The following is an 18,863-nucleotide window of genomic DNA, read 5'->3' as shown; positions in this document are numbered from 1 at the left end:
TGGAGGGCCGGGGGCATGACGCCACGTCCGGAGGCCGTCCCCGCCGCGCCGGCGCTCCGCCCCGGCGTCGGCTCCCCACCCGCCCGCCCTCGCCGACACCGGGGCGGAGCGCCGGCGCGGCTCAGCGCGCGGAGACGTGGGTCGAGGTGAGATCGAGCAGGACCTTGCCGTCAGGCCCCGAGACAAGCGTGCGCACGGTCGAGACGCGGCGGCCCTTCTTCACCCAGGCCGACTCGCCGGTCAGCACCCCGTCGTTGCGGTTCGAGAGCAGCTGCGCGTTCAGCGTGACGGCCACGGGGAACGAGGCCATGCCCGCCTCGACCGCGCCGTCGCCGAAGACGTGGCGGGTGGCGAGCACGTCGGCAAACCAGATCAGCGCGCCGGCGTGGACCGTGCCGAACGGGTTGAGGATGCCCGGCTGCACCGGCATCTCGCCCAGCGTGCGGTCCGGCGAGATGAAGGTGACGGCGAAGTCGATCTCTCCGTGCAGGGCGTAGGTCTCGGTCATCGGCGCGCTCCTTCCTCGCCGGGCGGTCGCCTCGGCCATCGCGGGCGCGAGCCTCGGGCGCCGGGGGGCGGCTGTCCACCCGGATCGCGAGGGGGCGGAAACGCAAACGCCCGGCGGGCGCGGGGCCTGCCGGGCGTGGAGGGGCGGCAAGGGCCGCCGAGCGGGGCCTCAGGCGTGGATGGCGCCGTCGCCGCAGGCGAGCGCGGCCTCGCGCACCGCCTCGGAGAAGGTCGGGTGGGCGTGGCAGGTGCGGGCCAGATCCTCGGCCGCGGCGCCGAACTCCATCGCCACGCAGACCTCGTGGATCAGGTCGCCGGCGGCGGGGCCCATGATGTGGCAGCCCAGGATCCGGTCGGTCTCCTTGTCCGCGAGGATCTTCACGAAGCCGTCCGCCACCAGGTTGGCCTTGGCCCGGCCGTTGCCCATGAAGGGGAACTTGCCGACCTTGTAGGCGCGGCCCTCCTCCTTGAGCTGCTCCTCGGTCTTGCCGACGGCGGCGACCTCCGGGCTGGTGTAGATCACCGAGGGGATCACGTCGTAGTTCACGTGCCCCGCCTGGCCCGCAATGATCTCGGCCACCGCGCCGCCCTCGTCCTCGGCCTTGTGGGCGAGCATCGGGCCCGCGATCACGTCGCCGATGGCGTAGCAGCCGTCGAGCCGGGTCTTGAAGTGCTCATCCGTGACGATGCGCCCGCGGTTGTCGAGCTCGATGCCCATGTCCTCGAGGCCCAGCCCCTCGGTGTAGGGCTTGCGGCCGGTGGCGACGAGGACGACGTCGCACTCCATCTCCTTCTCGGAGTCGTCCTTGCGCATCTTGTACTTCACGGTCAGGCGGTCGCCCTTCTCGACCGACTGCACCGCGGCGCCGAGCGTGAAGTCGATGCCCTGCTTCTTCAGCGTGCGCTGGAAGGTCTTGCAGATCTCGCCGTCCATGCCGGGGGTGATCTGGTCGAGATACTCGATCACCGAGACCTCGGCGCCCAGCCGATGCCAGACCGAGCCGAGCTCGAGCCCGATCACGCCGGCGCCGATCACCACCATCTTCCTGGGGACTTCCTTCAGCTCCAGCGCGCCGGTGGAGCTCACGATCCGCTCCTCGTCCAGCTCGACGAAGGGCGGGACGGCGACGTCGGAGCCGGTGGCGATGACGATGTTCTTCGCCTTGTAGGTCCCCTCGGACTCGCCCGAGACCTGCACCTGGCCCTTGCCGGTGATCTTGCCGTAGCCCTTCAGCCAGGTGACCTTGTTCTTCTTGAACAGGAACTCGATCCCGCCGGTGTTGGAGTCGATGACGCCCTGCTTGTACTCCAGCATCTTGGCCACATCGACCGAGACGTCGCCGACCGAGATCCCCATCTTGGCGAAGTTGCCGCCGGTCTCATGCACCATCTCGGACGAATGCAGCAGCGCCTTCGAGGGGATGCAGCCCACGTTGAGGCAGGTGCCGCCCAGCGTGCCGCGTCCCTCGACGCAGGCGGTCTTCAGGCCCAGCTGGGCCGCGCGGATGGCGCAGTAGTAGCCGCCGGGGCCGCCGCCGATGACGACCAGGTCGAATTCCGTCTCGGACATGAAGGTCCTCCTTGCGGGTCTCCGCCCGCGGGTTCGGGCCGCGCGCTCTCAGCCGAGCAGCGCGACGAGGATCATAATGAGCGCGGCGCCATTGCCCACCGCGAAGATGAGGGATCGGCCGGGGGTCCAGCCGTAGGCGTAGGCGGGCACGTAGAGCACGCGGGCGGCCAGCCAGATCCAGGCGCAGGCCGCCGTGACCGGCGATGCCGCGCCCAGCAGGGTCACGCTGAGGGCCGCCACCGCGTAGAACAGCAGCGATTCATGCATGTTCGAAAGCGCCCGGTGCAACCGCCCGGCCTTGCCGTGCAGCTCCAGCGGCGTGTCCCGCGGGCCCATGGTGTTCTTCGGGCCGAGCTGCCGGTTCGCCGGCACCGCCATCAGAACGAACTGCACGAACAGCAGCACGCCGCCGAGCGCCAGCACCACGATCTCGGTCCCGCCCAGGGGGACGGTTTCAGGCATCTTCAGGCTCCCTTCGGTCCATGCCATTCGGCGGTCGCGGACGACGGCCCGGCCGGGGCCCGCTTCGCCCTGTCGCGGCGGAGCGTCGCGAGAGCGCCGGCGGCGAAAAACAGGCCGCCCAGCGACAGACCCGCGTCGCGCACCGGGATCGACCCCAGACGCGCCAACAGATCGAACAGGTTTCCCTCCCCCGCGCCGAGCGCCATCGGCAGACCCCAGAAGACCAGCGCGAGCCCACCAGAGAACAGCGCCAGGTTCCGCCAGTCCCTCAGGGGCCGCTTTTCGCGGCGCGCGTCGCCGTCCCGCGGCGCATCCCGCAAGCGGTGGGTCAGCAGGTTCGCGCTGGCCCCGAAGAACAGGGAGAAACAGGCGAGGGCGCCGACGCGATGGGCAGAGGCGTAGAGCCAGTCGTGTCCCGCGGGCCAGAGGCGGCGGGCCGCCTCGGTCCCGGGAAGCCAGATCGCGAGCGCGAGGACGATCCCCAGCGTGGCCAGCACAAGAACGCCCTTGTCGTCGGTGGTCCAGTGCGGCGCCTCGCGCGGCGTGGCTTCGGGACGGGAGCGGTTGTCCTTCATCGAGCGATCCCCGCCTCAGGTCCCGACCGCGGGCGCGGAGGAGGCGCGGAGCGCGTCGCGGATGCAGCGGGCCCCGCCCAGAACGACGATCAGAGAGACCAGCGTCATCGGGACCCAGCCCGGCGTGTGATGGATCAGGGCGGAGAACCAGGACCACTCCGCCGCCCCGAACGCATAGGGCAGGACCGCCGCAAGCAGGATCGCGGCGAGCGCCAGCTGCACCCGGAAGTCGGCGAGCGGCCGCCTCCGGCTCCGGCGGGGCTGCGCGGCCTCCGTCTGCGCGACCGCCTGCCCCGAGGAGGGCAGCAGGCTTCGCGCGAGTTGCATCGGAAGCTGGCCCAGCAGCATGAGGAGGAGGCTGGCGAACAGCTCGGCCCCCTCGTCGAAGCCCCGTGCGAAACCGTCGAGGCGCGGCCAGCCGGTCGCGCCCCAGGAGAGCCAAAGCGCCCAGCCCGCCGCCGCGAAGGCGATCGTGGCGCCGCCCAGAAGGGCGGCGATCACGTGGCGGGCGGACCGGGCCATGGCGGCCTCAGAGGTCCATCAGCAGGCGCCGGGGATCCTCCAGCGCCTCCTTGACGCGCACCAGGAAGGTCACGGCGCCCTTGCCGTCGACGATCCGGTGGTCGTAGCTCAGCGCCAGGTACATCATCGGGCGGATGACGATCTGGCCGCCGACGACCATCGGACGCTCCTGGATCTTGTGCATCCCGAGGATGCCGGACTGCGGAGGGTTCAGGATCGGCGAGGACATCAGCGAGCCGTAGACGCCGCCGTTCGAGATGGTGAAGGTGCCGCCCTGCATCTCGGCCATCGAGAGCTTGCCGTCGCGGGCCTTGATCCCGAGCTCGCCGATGCGCTTCTCGATCTCCGAGAAGGACATGTGATCGGCGTCGCGCACCACCGGAACCACCAGGCCGTTGGGCGTGCCGACGGCGACGCCCATGTGGTAGTAGTTCTTGTAGACGACGTCGGTCCCGTCGATCTCGGCGTTGACCTCGGGCACCTCATGCAGCGCGTGAATGCAGGCCTTCACGAAGAAGGACATGAAGCCGAGCTTCACGCCGTGCTTCTTCTCGAACACGCCCTTGTATTCGTTGCGCAGGTCCATCACCGCGGACATGTCCACCTCGTTGTAGGTGGTCAGCATCGCGGCGGTGTTCTGCGCGTCCTTCAGGCGGCGGGCGATGGTCTGGCGCAGGCGCGTCATGCGCACCCGCTCCTCCCGGTCCGCGTCCGAGGCCGCGACCGGCGCGCGCGGCGCCGACTGCGGGGCGGGCGCGGGGGAGGACGAGCCGCCGGAGGCCGCCTTCTGAACGTCCTCCTTCATGATCCGCCCGTCGCGGCCGGTGCCCTTGACCTGATCGGGCGTCAGGCCCTTCTCGGCCATCAGCTTCTTGGCCGAGGGCGCGTCTTCGACGTCCTTCCTGCCGGAGGCCGCGGGCGCCTCGGCCGGAGCGTCTTCGGACTTCGGCGCGGGCTTCGCGCCGCCCGCGGAAGCGCCGGCGGTGATCCTGGCCAGCACGCCGCCGGCCTGGACCGTGTCGCCCTCGGCGACCACGATCTCGGCCAGCACGCCGGTCACGGGGCTCGGCGCCTCGACCGAGACCTTGTCGGTCTCGAGCTCGCACAGCATCTCGTCGGCCGCGACCTGGTCGCCGACCTGCTTGAACCAGGTCGAGACGGTGGCCTCGGAGACGGACTCGCCGAGCGAGGGGACCTTCACGTCGACCGTCTCGCCGCCGCCGCCACCGCTGGCGGGCGCCTCGTCGGCCTCGGGCTCGGGCTCGGCTTTCGCCTTGGGCTCGGACTTCGGCGCGTCCTTCTTGGGCGCGGGGGCCTTGCCCTCGCCTTCCTCGACCATCGCCAGCAGCGCGTCGACGCCCACCGTGTCGCCTTCGGCGGCGACGATCTCGCCCAGCACGCCGGCGGCGGGGCTGGGCACTTCGACGGTGACCTTGTCGGTCTCGAGCTCGCACAGCATCTCGTCCACCGCCACGGCGTCGCCCGGTTTCTTGAACCAGGTCGCCACGGTCGCTTCGGTGACGCTCTCGCCGAGGGTCGGGACCCTCACTTCAACAGCCATCTTCTCAGTCTCCCGTCAGCCGAGCGCGTCGGAGACAAGCGTCTCCTGCTCCTGCTTGTGCTTCGAGGCGAGGCCGGTCGCCGGCGACGCCGAGGCCGGGCGACCCGCATAGCGGGCCCGACCGTGCGCGGCGCCGATACGGCCCAGCACCCATTCGATGTTCGGCTCCACGAAGGTCCAGGCGCCCTGGTTCTTGGGCTCCTCCTGGCACCAGACGATCTCGGCCTCCTTGAAGCGGCTCAGCTCCTTGGTCAGCGAGATCGCGGGGAACGGATAGAACTGCTCCAGCCGGAGCAGATAGACGTCGTCGCGGCCCTCGGCGTCGCGGCGCTCCAGAAGGTCGTAGTAGACCTTGCCCGAGCAGATCACCACGCGCTTGATCTCCGCGTCGGGCTTGAGCTTGATCTCCGAGCCGCCGCCCATCTCGGCGTCGTCCCACAGCACCCGGTGGAAGGACGAGCCGGTCGCCAGCATGTCGAGGTCCGAGACCGCCTTCTTGTGCCGCAGCAGCGACTTGGGCGTCATGATCACCAGCGGCTTGCGGAACGTCCGGTGGATCTGGCGACGCAGGATGTGGAAGTAGTTCGCCGGCGTCGAGCAGTTGGCGACGATCCAGTTGTCCTCGGCCGAGTTCTGCAGGAACCGCTCGAGGCGGGCCGAGGAATGCTCCGGCCCCTGACCCTCGTAGCCATGGGGCAGCAGCATCACCAGGCCCGACATGCGCAGCCACTTGCGCTCGCCGGAGCTGACGAACTGGTCGATCATGATCTGCGCGCCGTTGGCGAAGTCGCCGAACTGCGCCTCCCACAACGTCAGGGTGTTGGGCTCGGCGAGGCTGTAGCCGTATTCGTAGCCCAGCACCGCGTATTCCGAGAGCATCGAGTCCACGACCTCATACTGGGCCTGGCCGGACTTGATGTTGTTGAGCGGGAAGTACCGCTCCTCGCTCTCCTGATCGATGATCGCCGAGTGGCGCTGCGAGAAGGTGCCGCGGGCCGAGTCCTGGCCGGCGAGACGCACCGGGTGCCCCTCGGCCAGCAGGGTGCCGAAGGCCATCGCCTCGGCGAAGGCCCAGTCGATGCCCTTGCCGCTCTCGAGCATCTCGCGGCGGCCGTCGTAGACCCTGCCGACGGTGCGGTGGGCCTTCACTTCGTCGGGGATCGTGGTCAGCGCCTCGCCGACCTCGCGCAGACGCTCGATCGGCACGGCGGTGGCGCCGCGCTGGTACTCGCCCTCGCCCGCGCCCATGCCCGACCAGCGGCCGTCCAGCCAGTCGGCCTTGTTGGGACGGTATTCCTTGGCGGTCTCGAACTCCTCCGAGAGGAAGGCCTGGAAGCGGGCCTTCTCGTCCTCGATCTCGCCCTCGGGGATCAGGCCGTCCTCGATCAGGCGGTCGGTGTAGAGCTGCAGCGTGGTCTTGTGCCGCTTGATGTTGTTGTACATCTGCGGCTGCGTGAACATCGGCTCGTCGCCTTCGTTGTGACCGAAGCGACGGTAGCAGAAGATGTCGAGCACCACGTCCTTGTGGAACTTCTGGCGATACTCGGTCGCCACCTTGGCGGCGTGGACCACCGCCTCGGGGGCGTCGCCGTTCACGTGGAAGATCGGCGCCTCGACCATCAGGGCGATGTCGGTGGGGTAGGGGGACGAGCGCGAGTTGTGCGGCGCTGTGGTGAAGCCGATCTGGTTGTTCACCACGATATGGATGGTGCCGCCGGTGCGGTGGCCCTTCAGGCCCGAAAGCCCGAAACACTCCGCCACAACGCCCTGGCCGGCGAAGGCCGCGTCGCCGTGCAGCAGGATCGGCAGCACGCCGATGCGGTCCTCGTCATGCAGCTGGTACTGCTTGGCGCGCACCTTGCCCAGCACCACCGGGTTCACCGCCTCGAGATGCGAGGGGTTGGCGGTCAGCGACATGTGCACCGAGTTGCCGTCGAAGGTGCGGTCCGAGCTCGCGCCCAGGTGATACTTCACGTCGCCCGAGCCCTGGACCTCGTCCGGGGTGACCGAGCCGCCGTGGAACTCATGGAAGATCGCGCGATACGGTTTGCCCATCACGGCCGCCAGGACGTTGAGACGCCCTCGGTGAGGCATGCCGATGACGATTTCCTTAACGCCCAGCGCGCCGCCGCGCTTGATGATCTGCTCCATCGCCGGGATCAGCGCCTCGCCGCCGTCGAGGCCGAAGCGCTTGGTGCCCATGTATTTCACATGGAGGAACTTCTCGAAGCCCTCGGCCTCGACCAGCTTGTTGAGGATCGCGCGCCGGCCCTGCTTGGTGAACTGGATCTCCTTGCCGTAGCCCTCGATCCGCTCCTTCAGCCAGCCGGCCTCGTCGGCGTTGGAGATGTGCATGTACTGCAGCGCGAAGGTGCCGCAGTAGGTGCGCGAGGCCAGCGCCACGATCTCGCGCATCGTCGCGGTCTCGAGCCCCATCACCTGGTCGAGGAAGATCTCGCGGTCCATGTCGGCCTCGGCGAAGCCGTAGGTGCGCGGATCGAGCTCGGGGTGCGGGGTCTGCGCGGTCAGCTTCAGCGGGTCGAGATCGGCGGCGAGGTGACCGCGGATGCGGTAGTTGCGGATCAGCATGATGGCGCGGACCGAGTCCAGCACCGCCTGCTTGATCTCGGCGGCGGAGGCGGGCTTGCCGTCGGCCTGCGCCTTGGCCGCGATCTTCTCGCCCAGCTCCCTGGGCGAGCGCTCCAGTCCGGGCGCGTATTCGCCGGTCAGCGCGCCGGTCAGCTCCGAGAAGTCCTGCGGGGGCCAGTCGTCGCGCTGCCAGCTCGGCCCGGCGGCCTCGGCCTCGACCGCGGCGGGATCGTCGCCCAGGCTGTCGAAATACTTCCGCCAGCTCTCGTCCACCGAGGACGGGTCCTTCGCGTAGCGCGCATAGAGCTGCTCGACGAAGACCGCGTTGTGGCCCTGCAGGAACGACGAGGAGTGGAAGGCCTTGTTGGGGCTCTGATCCGTCATGCTCATTCAGGCGCCTTCGCGCCCTCCCTACGGTTGCGGAGGTCGGCTGGCCCGCCTCCGGCTGGGACGCTTCGGAGCGCCGGTCGGCGCCGGACGTTCCGAAACGGGTTCGGCCGGCGCGCCCCCATATAGGGACGCGCCGGACGAGGGACTATGCAGGGACGTTCGCGCGGCGAGAGGCCGCGTCAGCGCCCCATCGCCTTCAGCACCGCCTCGCCGAGACCGGCGGGGCTGTCGGCGACGACGAAGCCGGCGGACTTCATCGCCTCGATCTTGTCCTCGGCGCCGCCCTTGCCGCCCGAGATGATCGCGCCCGCGTGGCCCATGCGGCGGCCCGGAGGGGCCGTGCGCCCGGCGATGAAGCCGGCGATGGGCTTGGAGCGGCCCTTCTTCGCCTCGTCGGCGATGAACTGCGCGGCCTCTTCCTCGGCGGCGCCGCCGATCTCGCCGATCATGATGATCGACTCGGTCTCGTCGTCGGCCAGCAGCCACTCGAGCGCGTCGATATGCTCGGTGCCCTTGATCGGGTCGCCGCCGATGCCGATGCAGGTCGACTGGCCGAGACCCGCGACGGTGGTCTGCAGCACCGCCTCATAGGTCAGCGTGCCCGAGCGGGACACGACGCCGACCTTGCCGCGCTTGTGGATGTGGCCGGGCATGATGCCGATCTTGCAGGCGTCGGGCGTGATCACGCCGGGGCAGTTCGGCCCGATCAGGATCGAGGACGAGCCCTGCAGCGCGCGCTTCACCTTCATCATGTCCAGCACTGGAATCCCTTCCGTGATGCACACGATCAGCTCGATCTCGGCGTCGATCGCCTCGAGGATCGAATCCGCCGCGAAGGGCGGCGGCACGTAGATCACCGAGGCGTTGGCGCCGGTCTTCTCCTTGGCGTCGATGACGCCGTCGAAGACGGGCAGGCCCAGATGCTCCATCCCGCCTTTGCCGGGCGTGACGCCGCCGACCATCTTGGTGCCGTAGGCGATCGCCTGCTCGGTGTGGAACGTGCCCTGCGAGCCGGTGATGCCCTGGCAGATCACCTTGGTGTTTTCATCGACGAGAACGGCCATGTTCCGTCTCTCCCTTCAGAGTTTCGAGGCCGGGCGATCGTCGGCGAGCCGGTCGAGGACCCGCGCCAGCACGATGCCGATCCCGGCGAACAGAACGGAGCGGCCGATCCCGGCCGCAAGATTGCTTGGAAGAACGTCGGCCACGCGGTCGCGCGTCTCCTGCGCGACGGCGCCGACGCGGTCGCCACGCCGGAACCGCCGCCTGGCGGAGGCGAGCGTGCCGCGCCGCCTGGGCATGGACAGGGTCTCGGGGTCGGAGCGCAGCAGCAACATCCCCGCCACGATCAGCGCGCCCGCCGCCAGAAGCGGCGCCTCGCGGATCGGTTCGCGGTCGTTGTGGAACATGTGTCGGCCCCTCATGCCCGGTCCGGCCCCGCGGAGCCTCAGCCCTTGACCGCCTTGACGATCTTCTCGGCCGCGTCCGAGAGATTGTCGGCCGCGATCACGTTCAGGCCGCTCTCGCCGATGATCTTCTTGCCGAGATCGACGTTGGTGCCCTCGAGCCGGACGACCAGCGGGACCTGCAGGCCGACCTCCTTCACCGCGGCGATCACGCCCTCGGCGATGACGTCGCAGCGCATGATGCCGCCGAAGATGTTGACCAGGATGCCCTTCACCTGCGGATCGGAGGTGATGATCTTGAAGGCCTCGGTCACCTTCTCCTTGGTCGCGCCGCCGCCCACGTCGAGGAAGTTGGCGGGCTCGGAGCCGTAGAGCTTGATGATGTCCATCGTCGCCATCGCAAGACCGGCGCCGTTGACCATGCAGCCGATCTCGCCGTCGAGCGCGATGTAGTTGAGGTCGTACTTGGACGCCTCGAGCTCCTTCGGGTCCTCCTCGGTCTCGTCGCGCAGCGCGAACACGTCGGGCTGGCGGTAGAGCGAGTTGGAATCGAAGTTCATCTTGCAGTCGAGGCAGCGGATGTGGCCGTCCGTCATCACGATCAGCGGGTTGATCTCGAGCAGGGAGACGTCCTTCTCGACGAACAGCTTGTAGAGCTTGGCGACCAGCGCCACGCACTCCTTGAACGCCTGGCCCTTGAGGCCCAGCGCGAAGGCGACCTTGCGGCCGTGGAAGCTGGAGACGCCCGAGGCAGGGTCGACCGAGAAGGTGACGATCTTCTCGGGGGTCGAGGCCGCGACCTCCTCGATGTCCATGCCGCCCTCGGTCGAGGCGATGAAGGAGATCCGCGAGGTGTCGCGGTCCACCAGCAGCGCCAGGTACAGCTCGGTCTCGATGTCCGCGCCGTCCTCGATGTAGATGCGGTTGACCTGCTTGCCGGCGGGGCCGGTCTGGTGCGTGACCAGCGTGCGGCCGAGCATCATCGCGGTCTGTTCGGCCGCGTCCTCGACGGACTTGGTCAGGCGGACGCCGCCCTTCTCGCCGGCCGAGGCCTCCTTGAACTTGCCCTTGCCGCGGCCGCCGGCATGGATCTGGGCCTTCACCACCCACAGCGGGCCGTCCAGGCCTCCGGCGGCGGTCTTCGCCTCTTCGGCGCGGGTCACGGCCCGGCCGTCGGCCACCGGCGCGCCATACTCCTTGAGGAGCTGCTTGGCCTGGTATTCGTGGATGTTCATGTCGCTCGCACCCTTCCGCGGTTCTCCCTCGGGAGCCGGGTCGCGGCGCGCGCATCGGGCCCTTCCCTTGCGGGAGGAGCCCCGTCGCCGGCGATCCGGCCTTCGGCGCCTTTTAGACGCCCTCGCGCGCCGGCCGCAATCGACTCTTTCACGCAATGCCGAAAAACCGACGTCTGTGATCACACGTCCGAATGCTGTGATCACAATGGATGCGCCGGTTTGAAGGAGGTGGCGGCGCCTCGCCCGGACGGCGATTCGCCCGGTGTCGGTGTTGCTGCGGCGCAGCACGGGCGGCCCGCAAGGTTCCGGGCGGCAACGGTCAGGCGCGCGCTCCGCCGACCGTCACGGGGCGAGCCCAGGGCGCCAGGCGGTCGGAAAGGGCGATCTTTCGAAGGCGCGTCGGCGGCGCGCTCTCGCTGGCGGGGCGTGTGGGGAAATGCTAAGGCCCCGGGATGACCGACGCGCCCTCAGCTTCCTCCCCCTCAGCTTCCCCCGACGCCCACTCCGCAACCGCCGGGGCGCCCGCCTCCGCTCCGCAGGGGTGGTGGGCGCGGCTGGATCCGCTGGCGATGCTGATGGGGCTGGCCTTTGCGGTGATGTGGTCCTCGGCCTTTACCGCGGCGAAGTTCGTGGTGGCCGACGCGCCGCCGTTCCTGGCGCTGACCGCGCGTTTCGCCGTCGCCGGGGCGCTGGCCTGCGGGCTTGCCGCCGCGATGGGGCAGTCGGCGCGCCTGTCGCGCAAGCAGTGGGGCCTGGTGGTGGTGTTCGGGCTTTGCCAGAACAGCCTCTACCTGGGCCTCAATTTCCTGGCGATGACCCGGATCGACGGGGGGCTGGCGGCGATCATCGCCTCGACCCTGCCGCTGTTCGTGGCCGCCGGCGCCTGGGCCTTCCTGTCCGAGCGGCCCAACCGGCTCGGCGCGGCGGGCCTGGCGCTGGGCTTCGCCGGCGTCGCGGTGATCATGGGCGCGCGGATCGAGGGCGGGGCCGATCCGCTGTTCGTGGGTCTCGCGGCCCTGGGCGCGCTGGCGCTGGCGGTGGCCACGCTGGTGGTGCGCGGCGTCTCGCCGGGGCCCAACGTGCTGATGATCGTGGGACTGCAGATGCTGGTCGGCGGTCTCGGCCTGGCCCCGTTCGGCCTGATGTTCGAGAGCGTCGCGGACGTGACCTGGAGCCTGCCGATGCTGCTGGGCGTGGGCTATTCGATCGTGTTCTCGGGGATCCTGGCGACGCTGGTGTGGTTCCTGCTGGTGCGCCGGATCGGGCCGACCAACGCGGCCGCCTTCCACTTCCTCAACCCGTGCCTGGGCGTCGCCGTCGCCGCCCTGTTCCTGGGCGAGACGCTGGGCTCCCGCGATCTGCTCGGCGTGGGCATCGTGACCGTCGGCATTCTGCTGGTGCAGCTGTCGCGACGGCCGGCGGGGGCCTGAGCCCCGCGCCGGCCCGCGTCCGCGCCTAAAGGTCGTAGATCGCGCCGAACTTCGCCTCGAGATGGGCGAGCAGCGGTTTCTCGTCCACCGGACCGCCGCAGGCGCCGGTCATCAGGTCCTCGGCCGTGCTCACCCGCCCGTGGCGGTGGATCCTGTCGCGCAGCCAGTCGAGCGGCGCTTCGAGGTCGCCCCGCCCCAGCGTCGCGTCCAGATCGGGCAGGTCGCGCCGCAGCGCCTCGGCCAGCGCGGCGGCGTTGAGGTTGCCCAGCGTGTAGGTGGGAAAATAGCCGATCAGCCCCTCGGACCAGTGCACGTCCTGCAGGCAGCCGAGGCTCGCGTGCGGGGGGCGGCGACCGAAATCGGCCTCGAACCGGTCGGCCCAGGCGACCTCCAGATCCTCGACCGGCAGGTCGCCCGACAGCAGCGCACGCTCCAGATCGAAGCGCATCAGGATATGCAGGTCGTATTGCGCCTCGTCGGCGGCGGTGCGGATATAGCCGGGCGTCACCGCGTTCACCGCCGCGAACAGCGCCTCGGGGCTGCGCACGCCCAGACTGCCGAAGGCGATCTTCATGCGGTCGCGCAGGAACGGCGCGAAGGCGGCCGAGCGGCCGACATGGTTCTCCCAGAAGCGCGACTGGCTCTCGTGCACGCCCATCGAGGCGTGGCCGCCGGCCGGCCGGCCGTGCAGCTCCCGCGCGATCCCCTGTTCATAGAGGGCGTGGCCCGTCTCGTGCATCGTGGCGAAGATGCACTCGGTCGGATCGGCGGGGTCGACCCGCGTGGTGATCCGCACGTCGAGCCCAGAGCCCGAGGAGAACGGATGCACCGCCCGGTCCAGCCGCCCGGCCGCGAAGTCATAGCCGCAGTCGCCCGCCAGTTCGTGGGCCAGCGCCATCTGCGCCGTCTCGGGAAAGGCGCCCGAGATCTTCGGGATCCGGGCGGAGGAGCCGCGGATCCGGTCCAGAAGCTCGGTCAGTCCCTCGCGCAGCCGTGCAAAGACGGGCTCCAGCTCGGCGGCCCGGGCGCCGGGCTCGTAGCGGTCTAGCAGCGCGTCATAGGCGGTCTGGCCCGGTTCGGCGACGGCCTGCGCCTCCTCCCGCCGCAGGGCCAGGACGCGGGCGAGGGCGGGGGCGAACGGCGCGAAGTCGCGGGTCGAGCGCGCCTCGGCCCACAGCTGGTGGCTGGCCGACCGTTCGCGGGCCAGCGCCTCGGCGAGGCCGTCGGGCAGGCGGGCGGCGCGGGTCAGCTCGCGCCGGATCTCGCGCAGGTCGGCCCGGACGTCGGGCGCGGGATCGTCGAGCCCCTCGGCGGTGGCCAGCCAGTCCTCCTGGCGCGGATCGGTGCGCATGGCGTGCAGCACGGCGGCGAGCGCGCCCATCTGCTCGGCCCTCTGCGCGGCGCCGCGGGGCGGCATCATCGTCTCCTGGTCCCAGGCGAGCAGTCCTTCGGTCTGTTCCAGCGCCGAGACGCGTCGCGCGTGGTCGAGCAGGGCGGCATAGGCGTCGGCAGGCGTCATCGGGTCCTTTCCGGAGGTCTCTTCAATCCTGGCGGCCGCGGGGGCGAGCGCGGCCGACCGGGCCGAAACAGCCCGGAGCGCGCCGCGCCTGCGTTGCAGGCTGAGCGGCCGAATTCGTAACTTCGTTCAACAATGCCACACGGGGAATGAACGCAAGCCGTCCCGTCGATGCCGTGCGGCGACGATTCACAGGGGCCGGCGTATTGGGCGCAGCCCTCGGCCGGCGGGCCAGGGCCCGGGTCTGGCTTTCGCTGGAAGGGGGCCGTCGCTCGCCGTCTGGCCTGCCCCGACAGCAAAAGGGGCTCCGGGACGGGCCCGGAGCCCCTGCAATCGGAGGCGACGCGTCGAAGGCCGGCCGGACCCGGCCCCGCACGGCTCAGACGTCGAGGTTCACCACGTTCAGGGCGTTGTCCTGGATGAACTGGCGGCGCGGCTCGACGATGTCGCCCATCAGACGGGAGAACAGGTCGTTGGCGTCCTCCATGTCGTCGATGCGCACCTGCAGCAGGGTGCGGGCGTCGGGGTCCAGCGTGGTCTCCCACAGCTGGTTGGGGTTCATCTCGCCCAGACCCTTGTAGCGCTGCAGGCTCAGGCCGCGCTCGCCCTCGGCCATCACCAGATCCAGCAGCTCCAGCGGGCCGCGGACCGGATAGCCGCGCTCCTTGCGGCGGAGCGTGACAGGGGAGGTCAGGGGCGCCTCGGCGTTGGGATCGGTGGTGCCGCCGCCGCCGTAGACCTCGGCCAGCTTCGGCGCGACCGAGGCGAGGCGGCGCGCCTCGGCGGCGCGGAACACCGGACCGTCAAGGGTGCGCGTCTCGGTCACTCCGCGCAGGGTGCGGATCAGGCGCATGCCGCCGTCCCCGATCGTCTCGGCCCGCCATCCGCGCTCGGTGTCCGGGGCCACGGAGTCGAGGCGCTGGGCGACGCGGGCCGCGGTCTGTTCGGGGTCGTTGGCGGCCTCCGGGGCGAAGGCGCCGGCGATGGCGGCCTGCTCGAGGATGAAGCGCGGGTAGTTGGTGGGGAAGGTGTTGAGGATGGCGCGGGCGGTCCGGGCCTCCTCGATCGCGGCGAGCAGGTCGGGGCCGACGCGGACCTCGCCGCCCGCAAGCTCCAGCGAGGCGTCGGCCGAGCCTTCGCGGATCAGGAAGTTCTCCAGCTCCCGCTCGTCCTTCAGGTAGACCTCGGACTTGCCGCGGGCGACCTTATAGAGGGGGGGCTGGGCGATGTAGAGGTAGCCGGCCTCGATCAGCTCGGGCATCTGCCGGTAGAAGAAGGTCAGCAGCAGGGTGCGGATGTGGGCGCCGTCGACGTCGGCGTCGGTCATCACGATGATCTTGTGGTAGCGCAGCTTGTCGAGGTTGAACTCGTCGCGCCCGATGCCGGTGCCGAGCGCGGTGATCAGCGTGCCCACCTGGTCGGAGCCGAGCATCTTGTCGAAGCGCGCCCGCTCGACGTTGAGGATCTTGCCGCGCAGCGGCAGGACGGCCTGGTTGCCGCGGTGACGGCCCTGCTTGGCCGAGCCGCCGGCGGAGTCGCCCTCGACGATGAACAGCTCGGACTTGGCCGGGTCCTTCTCCTGGCAGTCCGCCAGCTTGCCGGGCAGCGAGGCCACGTCCATCGCGGTCTTGCGCCGGGTCAGCTCGCGGGCCTTGCGGGCGGCCTCGCGCGCCAGCGCGGCCTCGACGATCTTGCCCACCACGTGCTGGGCTTCCTTGGGGTTCTCCTCGAACCACTCGGAGAGCTTCTCGTTCATCAGGTTCTCGACCGCCGGGCGCACCTCCGAGGAGACCAGCTTGTCCTTGGTCTGGGAGGAGAACTTGGGGTCGGGCACCTTGACCGAGAGCACGCAGGTCAGGCCTTCGCGGGCGTCGTCGCCGGTCAGCGAGACCTTCTCCTTCTTTGCGATGCCCGAGGAGCCGACATAGGCGTTGATCGTGCGGGTCAGCGCGCCGCGGAAGCCGGCGAGATGGGCGCCGCCGTCGCGCTGGGGGATATTGTTGGTGAAGGGCAGCACCGTCTCGTGGTAGCTGTCGTTCCACCACAGCGCGGCCTCGACCTCGATCCCGTCGCGCTCGCCCTTGACCACCACGGGAGCGGACATCAGCGGCGTGCGGGAGCGGTCGAGATAGCGCACGAAGGCCTCGATCCCGCCCTCGTAGAACAGCTCCTCAACATGGGGCTCGGCGCTGCGCTCGTCGGTCAGCAGGATGCGGACGCCGGAGTTCAGGAAGGCGAGCTCGCGCAGGCGATGCTCCAGCGTCTTCCAGACGAACTCGCGGTTGGAGAAGGTGTCGAGGCTGGCGAGGAAGCGGACCTCGGTGCCCTTGCGGCCCTCGGCCTCGCCGGTGACGCGAAGGGGCTCGACGGTGGCGCCATGTTCGAAGCGGACGTAGTGGGCCTTGCCGTTGCGCCAGATGCGCAGCTCGAGCCAGTCCGACAGCGCGTTGACCACCGAGACGCCCACGCCGTGCAGACCGCCGGAGACCTTGTAGGAGTTCTGGTCGAACTTCCCGCCGGCGTGGAGCTGGGTCATGATGACCTCGGCCGCCGAGACGCCCTCTTCCTTGTGGATCTCGACCGGGACGCCGCGGCCGTTGTCGGTGACCGAGACCGAGTCGTCGGCATGCAGGGTCACGGTCACCCGGTCGGCGTGGCCGGCCAGCGCCTCGTCGATGGCGTTGTCCACGACCTCGTAGATCATGTGGTGGAGGCCCGACCCGTCGTCGGTGTCGCCGATGTACATGCCCGGGCGCTTGCGCACCGCGTCCAGCCCCTTGAGCACCTTGATGGAATCCGCGCCGTACTCGGCGCCCGGCTGGGCCTCGTCGCTCATGCTCGTCCTGTTCCCTGATAGGCGTGCGCACCTTATCGGGGGCAGGGGGCGAAGTCCACGCGCGCACGCGCGCGCGTTCTTTAGAAATGGGCTCATCTGGGAGGCTTCCGGGCGCGTCCCCGGGGGGCTGAGGTCAGCCGTGCGCCCAGCCCGCCTGCGCGGCCGTGGCGCCCTTGAGCATCAGCACGTCGAAACTGGCGAAGATCCGGTAGCCGCGGGCCTTCATGGCGCGCACCTGCGCCTCGTCCCGGGCGCCGCCGGCCAGCGGCACGCCGGCGGCGAGCGCCGCGTCCTCGATCTTGCTGGCCGCCGCCAGGAAGTCGGGGTGGTCGAACTGGCCGGCGACGCCGAGGTCGGAGCTCAGGTCGAAGGCCGCCATCACCGCGATATCGACGCCGGGGACGGCGAGGATCGCCTCGGCGTTGGCGGCGGCCTCGGCGGTTTCGAGCGTGAAGTAGCCGTAGGGGCGGTCCCCGAAGCGGGGCTGGTAGTCGAACAGCGGCGCGTCCCAGCGCGAGGCGGCCAGGAACGGGCCCCAGCCGCGGGTTCCCTCGGGCGGGTAGCGAAGGGCCGCGACGCAGCGGGCGGCGTCCCGGGGCGTGTTGACGAAGGGAAAACAGATGCCCTCGGCCCCCATGTCGAGCGCCTTGCCGCACTCGGCCTCGTCGATCCTCGAGATGCGCACGGCGGGCGAGCAGTCGAAGCCCTGGGTCGCGGCGATCATCGCGTGGCAGGTCGCCCAGTCGACGGCCCCGTGCTCCCGGTCGATCAGCACTCCGTCGGCGCCGGCCGCGGCCATCGCCTGGGTGACCACCGGGCTGGGGATGGTGGCGAACTGGATCGAGAGCGCGCGGGCCGGATCGGCCAGCTTGTGGCGGAACTTCATCGGGGAGCCCTCCCTGGCTGCGCCGCCGAGGCTACGCCGGGACGGGCCCGATGGCGAGCGGTCCCGCGGGAGCGCAGGCAAACGGTCTGCAGGCGCCCTGCGGGCGGGCTTGGCTGCGTCGCGCGGGCGGCAGGCGTCGTGCGGGGATCGGGCCATGCGCAGGGGGCGAGCGTCGCGGGCCTCGGCTCAGAACGGGGCCATGTCGGGGGGCGGGTGCACCCGGCTTTCGCCCGCGGTCTCGGCCACCGTCACGCGCACGGCCTCGTCGCCCAGCGCGTCGAAGAGATGCGCCTCGGTCCCCGTCATCCAGGCCTGCGCGCCCAGCGCCCGGATCTCGGCGTAGAGCGCGGCGCGGCGGGCCTCGTCGAGATGGGCCGCGACCTCGTCGAGCAGCAGCACCGGGGGCGTGCCGGTCTGGGCCGCCAGCGCCCGCGCCGTGGCGAGCACCAGCGAGATCAGGAGCGCCTTCTGCTCGCCGGTCGAGCACAGCCGCGCCTCGATCCCCTTGGCCGCGTAGACCGCCTTCAGGTCGGTGCGATGGGGCCCCGACAGGGTCCGGCCGGCCGCATAGTCCGCCCCCCGGCCCGAGGCCAGCGCCGTGCGGAGCGCGGTTTCGGCGGCCGCCTGCGCGGCCTCGGGCGTCTCGCCGGCCGCGAGCGCTTCGGCGAGGGCGGCGTCCGGTTCCCCCTCCAGCGCCAGGTCGGCGGTGGGGAAGGCGGTCTCGGCGCCGGCCTGGGCCTCGGCCAGACGGGCGACGGCCACCGCCCGCGCGCGGGCCACCGCCGCGCCCGAGGCCGCCATCCGCGCCTCCAGCGCGTCCAGCCAGCGGGCGTCGCGCACGTCGTCCTTCAGCAGCCGGTTGCGCTCGCGCATCGCCTTTTCGTAGGTCAGCGAGGCCTCGGCGTGGTCGGGGTCGAAGCCCATCGCGGTGCGGTCGAGGAACCGTCGCCGCTCGGCCGCGGCCTCGGTCCACAGCCGGTCCATCGCAGGCGTCAGCCAGGCGATGCGCAGCAGCGAGCCCAGACGGGTCTGCGGCGCGGGCTTGCCGTCGATGCGCACCTGTCGCGAGGCGCCGGGGCTCTCGGCGCCGGTCTCGACCTCGTGGGGGCCCTCGGGGGTCTCGATCACCGCGTCCACCCGCCAGCCCAGCGACTCGGGCCGTCGCGCCAGCGCCTCGGCTTCGGCCCGGCGCAGGCCGCGGCCGGGGGAGAGCATCGACAACGCCTCGAGCAGGTTGGTCTTGCCCGCCCCGTTGGGCCCGAACAGCGCCACCGAGCGCCCGCCCGGCGCCAGCCGCGCCAGCTTGTGGGAGCGGAAGTGCGACAGCGCCAGGCTCGAGACGTGACTCATCCGCCCGCGGCCCGGTTGCGCCCCTGCG

15 protein-coding genes are annotated in these 18,863 nt (G+C 70.7%); 1 reads left to right on the top strand and 14 read right to left on the bottom strand.

The features are described 5' to 3' along the window. Window positions 1-121: 121 nt before the first annotated feature. The 10 genes from AAC134_RS08415 to sucC form a co-directional block, all read right to left on the bottom strand. A complete protein-coding gene (locus AAC134_RS08415) occupies window positions 122-508 on the bottom strand; it encodes a PaaI family thioesterase (RefSeq protein ID WP_339948630.1) in 387 nt (128 codons plus the stop codon). A 168-nt stretch (window positions 509-676) separates the two neighbouring features. Beyond that, window positions 677-2,077, bottom strand: coding sequence for a dihydrolipoyl dehydrogenase (gene lpdA / locus AAC134_RS08410; protein ID WP_339948629.1), 1,401 nt, complete (start codon window positions 2,075-2,077; stop codon window positions 677-679). A 48-nt stretch (window positions 2,078-2,125) separates the two neighbouring features. After that, a complete protein-coding gene (locus tag AAC134_RS08405; RefSeq protein ID WP_339948628.1) occupies window positions 2,126-2,539 on the bottom strand; it encodes an MAPEG family protein in 414 nt (137 codons plus the stop codon). A gap of 2 nt (window positions 2,540-2,541) precedes the next feature. Continuing rightward, window positions 2,542-3,114 (bottom strand): hypothetical protein, encoded by a 573-nt coding sequence (locus tag AAC134_RS08400; RefSeq protein WP_339948627.1) that lies wholly within the window; start codon window positions 3,112-3,114, stop codon window positions 2,542-2,544. A 15-nt stretch (window positions 3,115-3,129) separates the two neighbouring features. Next, window positions 3,130-3,636 (bottom strand): hypothetical protein, encoded by a 507-nt coding sequence (locus AAC134_RS08395; RefSeq protein ID WP_339948626.1) that lies wholly within the window; start codon window positions 3,634-3,636, stop codon window positions 3,130-3,132. Between the two features lie 7 nt (window positions 3,637-3,643). Beyond that, window positions 3,644-5,197: a 2-oxoglutarate dehydrogenase complex dihydrolipoyllysine-residue succinyltransferase gene (odhB, locus tag AAC134_RS08390; RefSeq protein WP_339948625.1), complete on the bottom strand. Its 1,554-nt coding sequence runs from the start codon at window positions 5,195-5,197 to the stop codon at window positions 3,644-3,646. Between the two features lie 15 nt (window positions 5,198-5,212). After that, window positions 5,213-8,170: a 2-oxoglutarate dehydrogenase E1 component gene (locus AAC134_RS08385; RefSeq protein ID WP_339948641.1), complete on the bottom strand. Its 2,958-nt coding sequence runs from the start codon at window positions 8,168-8,170 to the stop codon at window positions 5,213-5,215. Between the two features lie 185 nt (window positions 8,171-8,355). Further along, window positions 8,356-9,240 (bottom strand): succinate--CoA ligase subunit alpha, encoded by an 885-nt coding sequence (gene sucD / locus AAC134_RS08380; RefSeq protein WP_339948624.1) that lies wholly within the window; start codon window positions 9,238-9,240, stop codon window positions 8,356-8,358. Window positions 9,241-9,255: 15 nt separating this feature from the next. Next, complete coding sequence (locus tag AAC134_RS08375) at window positions 9,256-9,585, bottom strand: hypothetical protein (RefSeq protein ID WP_339948623.1); 330 nt, start codon at window positions 9,583-9,585, stop codon at window positions 9,256-9,258. A 38-nt stretch (window positions 9,586-9,623) separates the two neighbouring features. Beyond that, the gene (gene sucC / locus AAC134_RS08370; RefSeq protein WP_339948622.1) at window positions 9,624-10,817 is read right to left on the bottom strand and encodes an ADP-forming succinate--CoA ligase subunit beta; all 1,194 of its coding nucleotides are present in this window, start codon (window positions 10,815-10,817) and stop codon (window positions 9,624-9,626) included. 452 nt (window positions 10,818-11,269) lie between these two features. On the opposite strand from sucC, the gene AAC134_RS08365 reads away from it, so the two are divergent. Next, a complete protein-coding gene (locus AAC134_RS08365) occupies window positions 11,270-12,247 on the top strand; it encodes a DMT family transporter (RefSeq protein ID WP_339948621.1) in 978 nt (325 codons plus the stop codon). 25 nt (window positions 12,248-12,272) lie between these two features. On the opposite strand, the gene AAC134_RS08360 is transcribed toward AAC134_RS08365, so the two are convergent. The 4 genes from AAC134_RS08360 to recF all read right to left on the bottom strand — a co-directional run bounded on the left by AAC134_RS08360 (window position 12,273) and on the right by recF (window position 18,835). Continuing rightward, window positions 12,273-13,766 (bottom strand): carboxypeptidase M32, encoded by a 1,494-nt coding sequence (locus AAC134_RS08360; RefSeq protein WP_339948620.1) that lies wholly within the window; start codon window positions 13,764-13,766, stop codon window positions 12,273-12,275. Window positions 13,767-14,142: 376 nt separating this feature from the next. Beyond that, window positions 14,143-16,599 (bottom strand): DNA topoisomerase (ATP-hydrolyzing) subunit B, encoded by a 2,457-nt coding sequence (gene gyrB, locus AAC134_RS08355; protein WP_339948619.1) that lies wholly within the window; start codon window positions 16,597-16,599, stop codon window positions 14,143-14,145. A gap of 133 nt (window positions 16,600-16,732) precedes the next feature. Beyond that, on the bottom strand, window positions 16,733-17,485 hold the full coding sequence (locus AAC134_RS08350) for an aldolase/citrate lyase family protein (RefSeq protein ID WP_339948618.1): 753 nt from the start codon (window positions 17,483-17,485) through the stop codon (window positions 16,733-16,735). Between the two features lie 186 nt (window positions 17,486-17,671). Further along, on the bottom strand, window positions 17,672-18,835 hold the full coding sequence (gene recF, locus AAC134_RS08345; protein ID WP_339948617.1) for a DNA replication/repair protein RecF: 1,164 nt from the start codon (window positions 18,833-18,835) through the stop codon (window positions 17,672-17,674). Between the last annotated feature and the right edge of the window lie 28 nt (window positions 18,836-18,863).

This window comes from uncultured Albimonas sp. (assembly GCF_963977235.1).
Classification (GTDB): domain Bacteria; phylum Pseudomonadota; class Alphaproteobacteria; order Rhodobacterales; family Rhodobacteraceae; genus Albimonas.
This window is presented reverse-complemented; position numbering and strand designations above follow the sequence as displayed.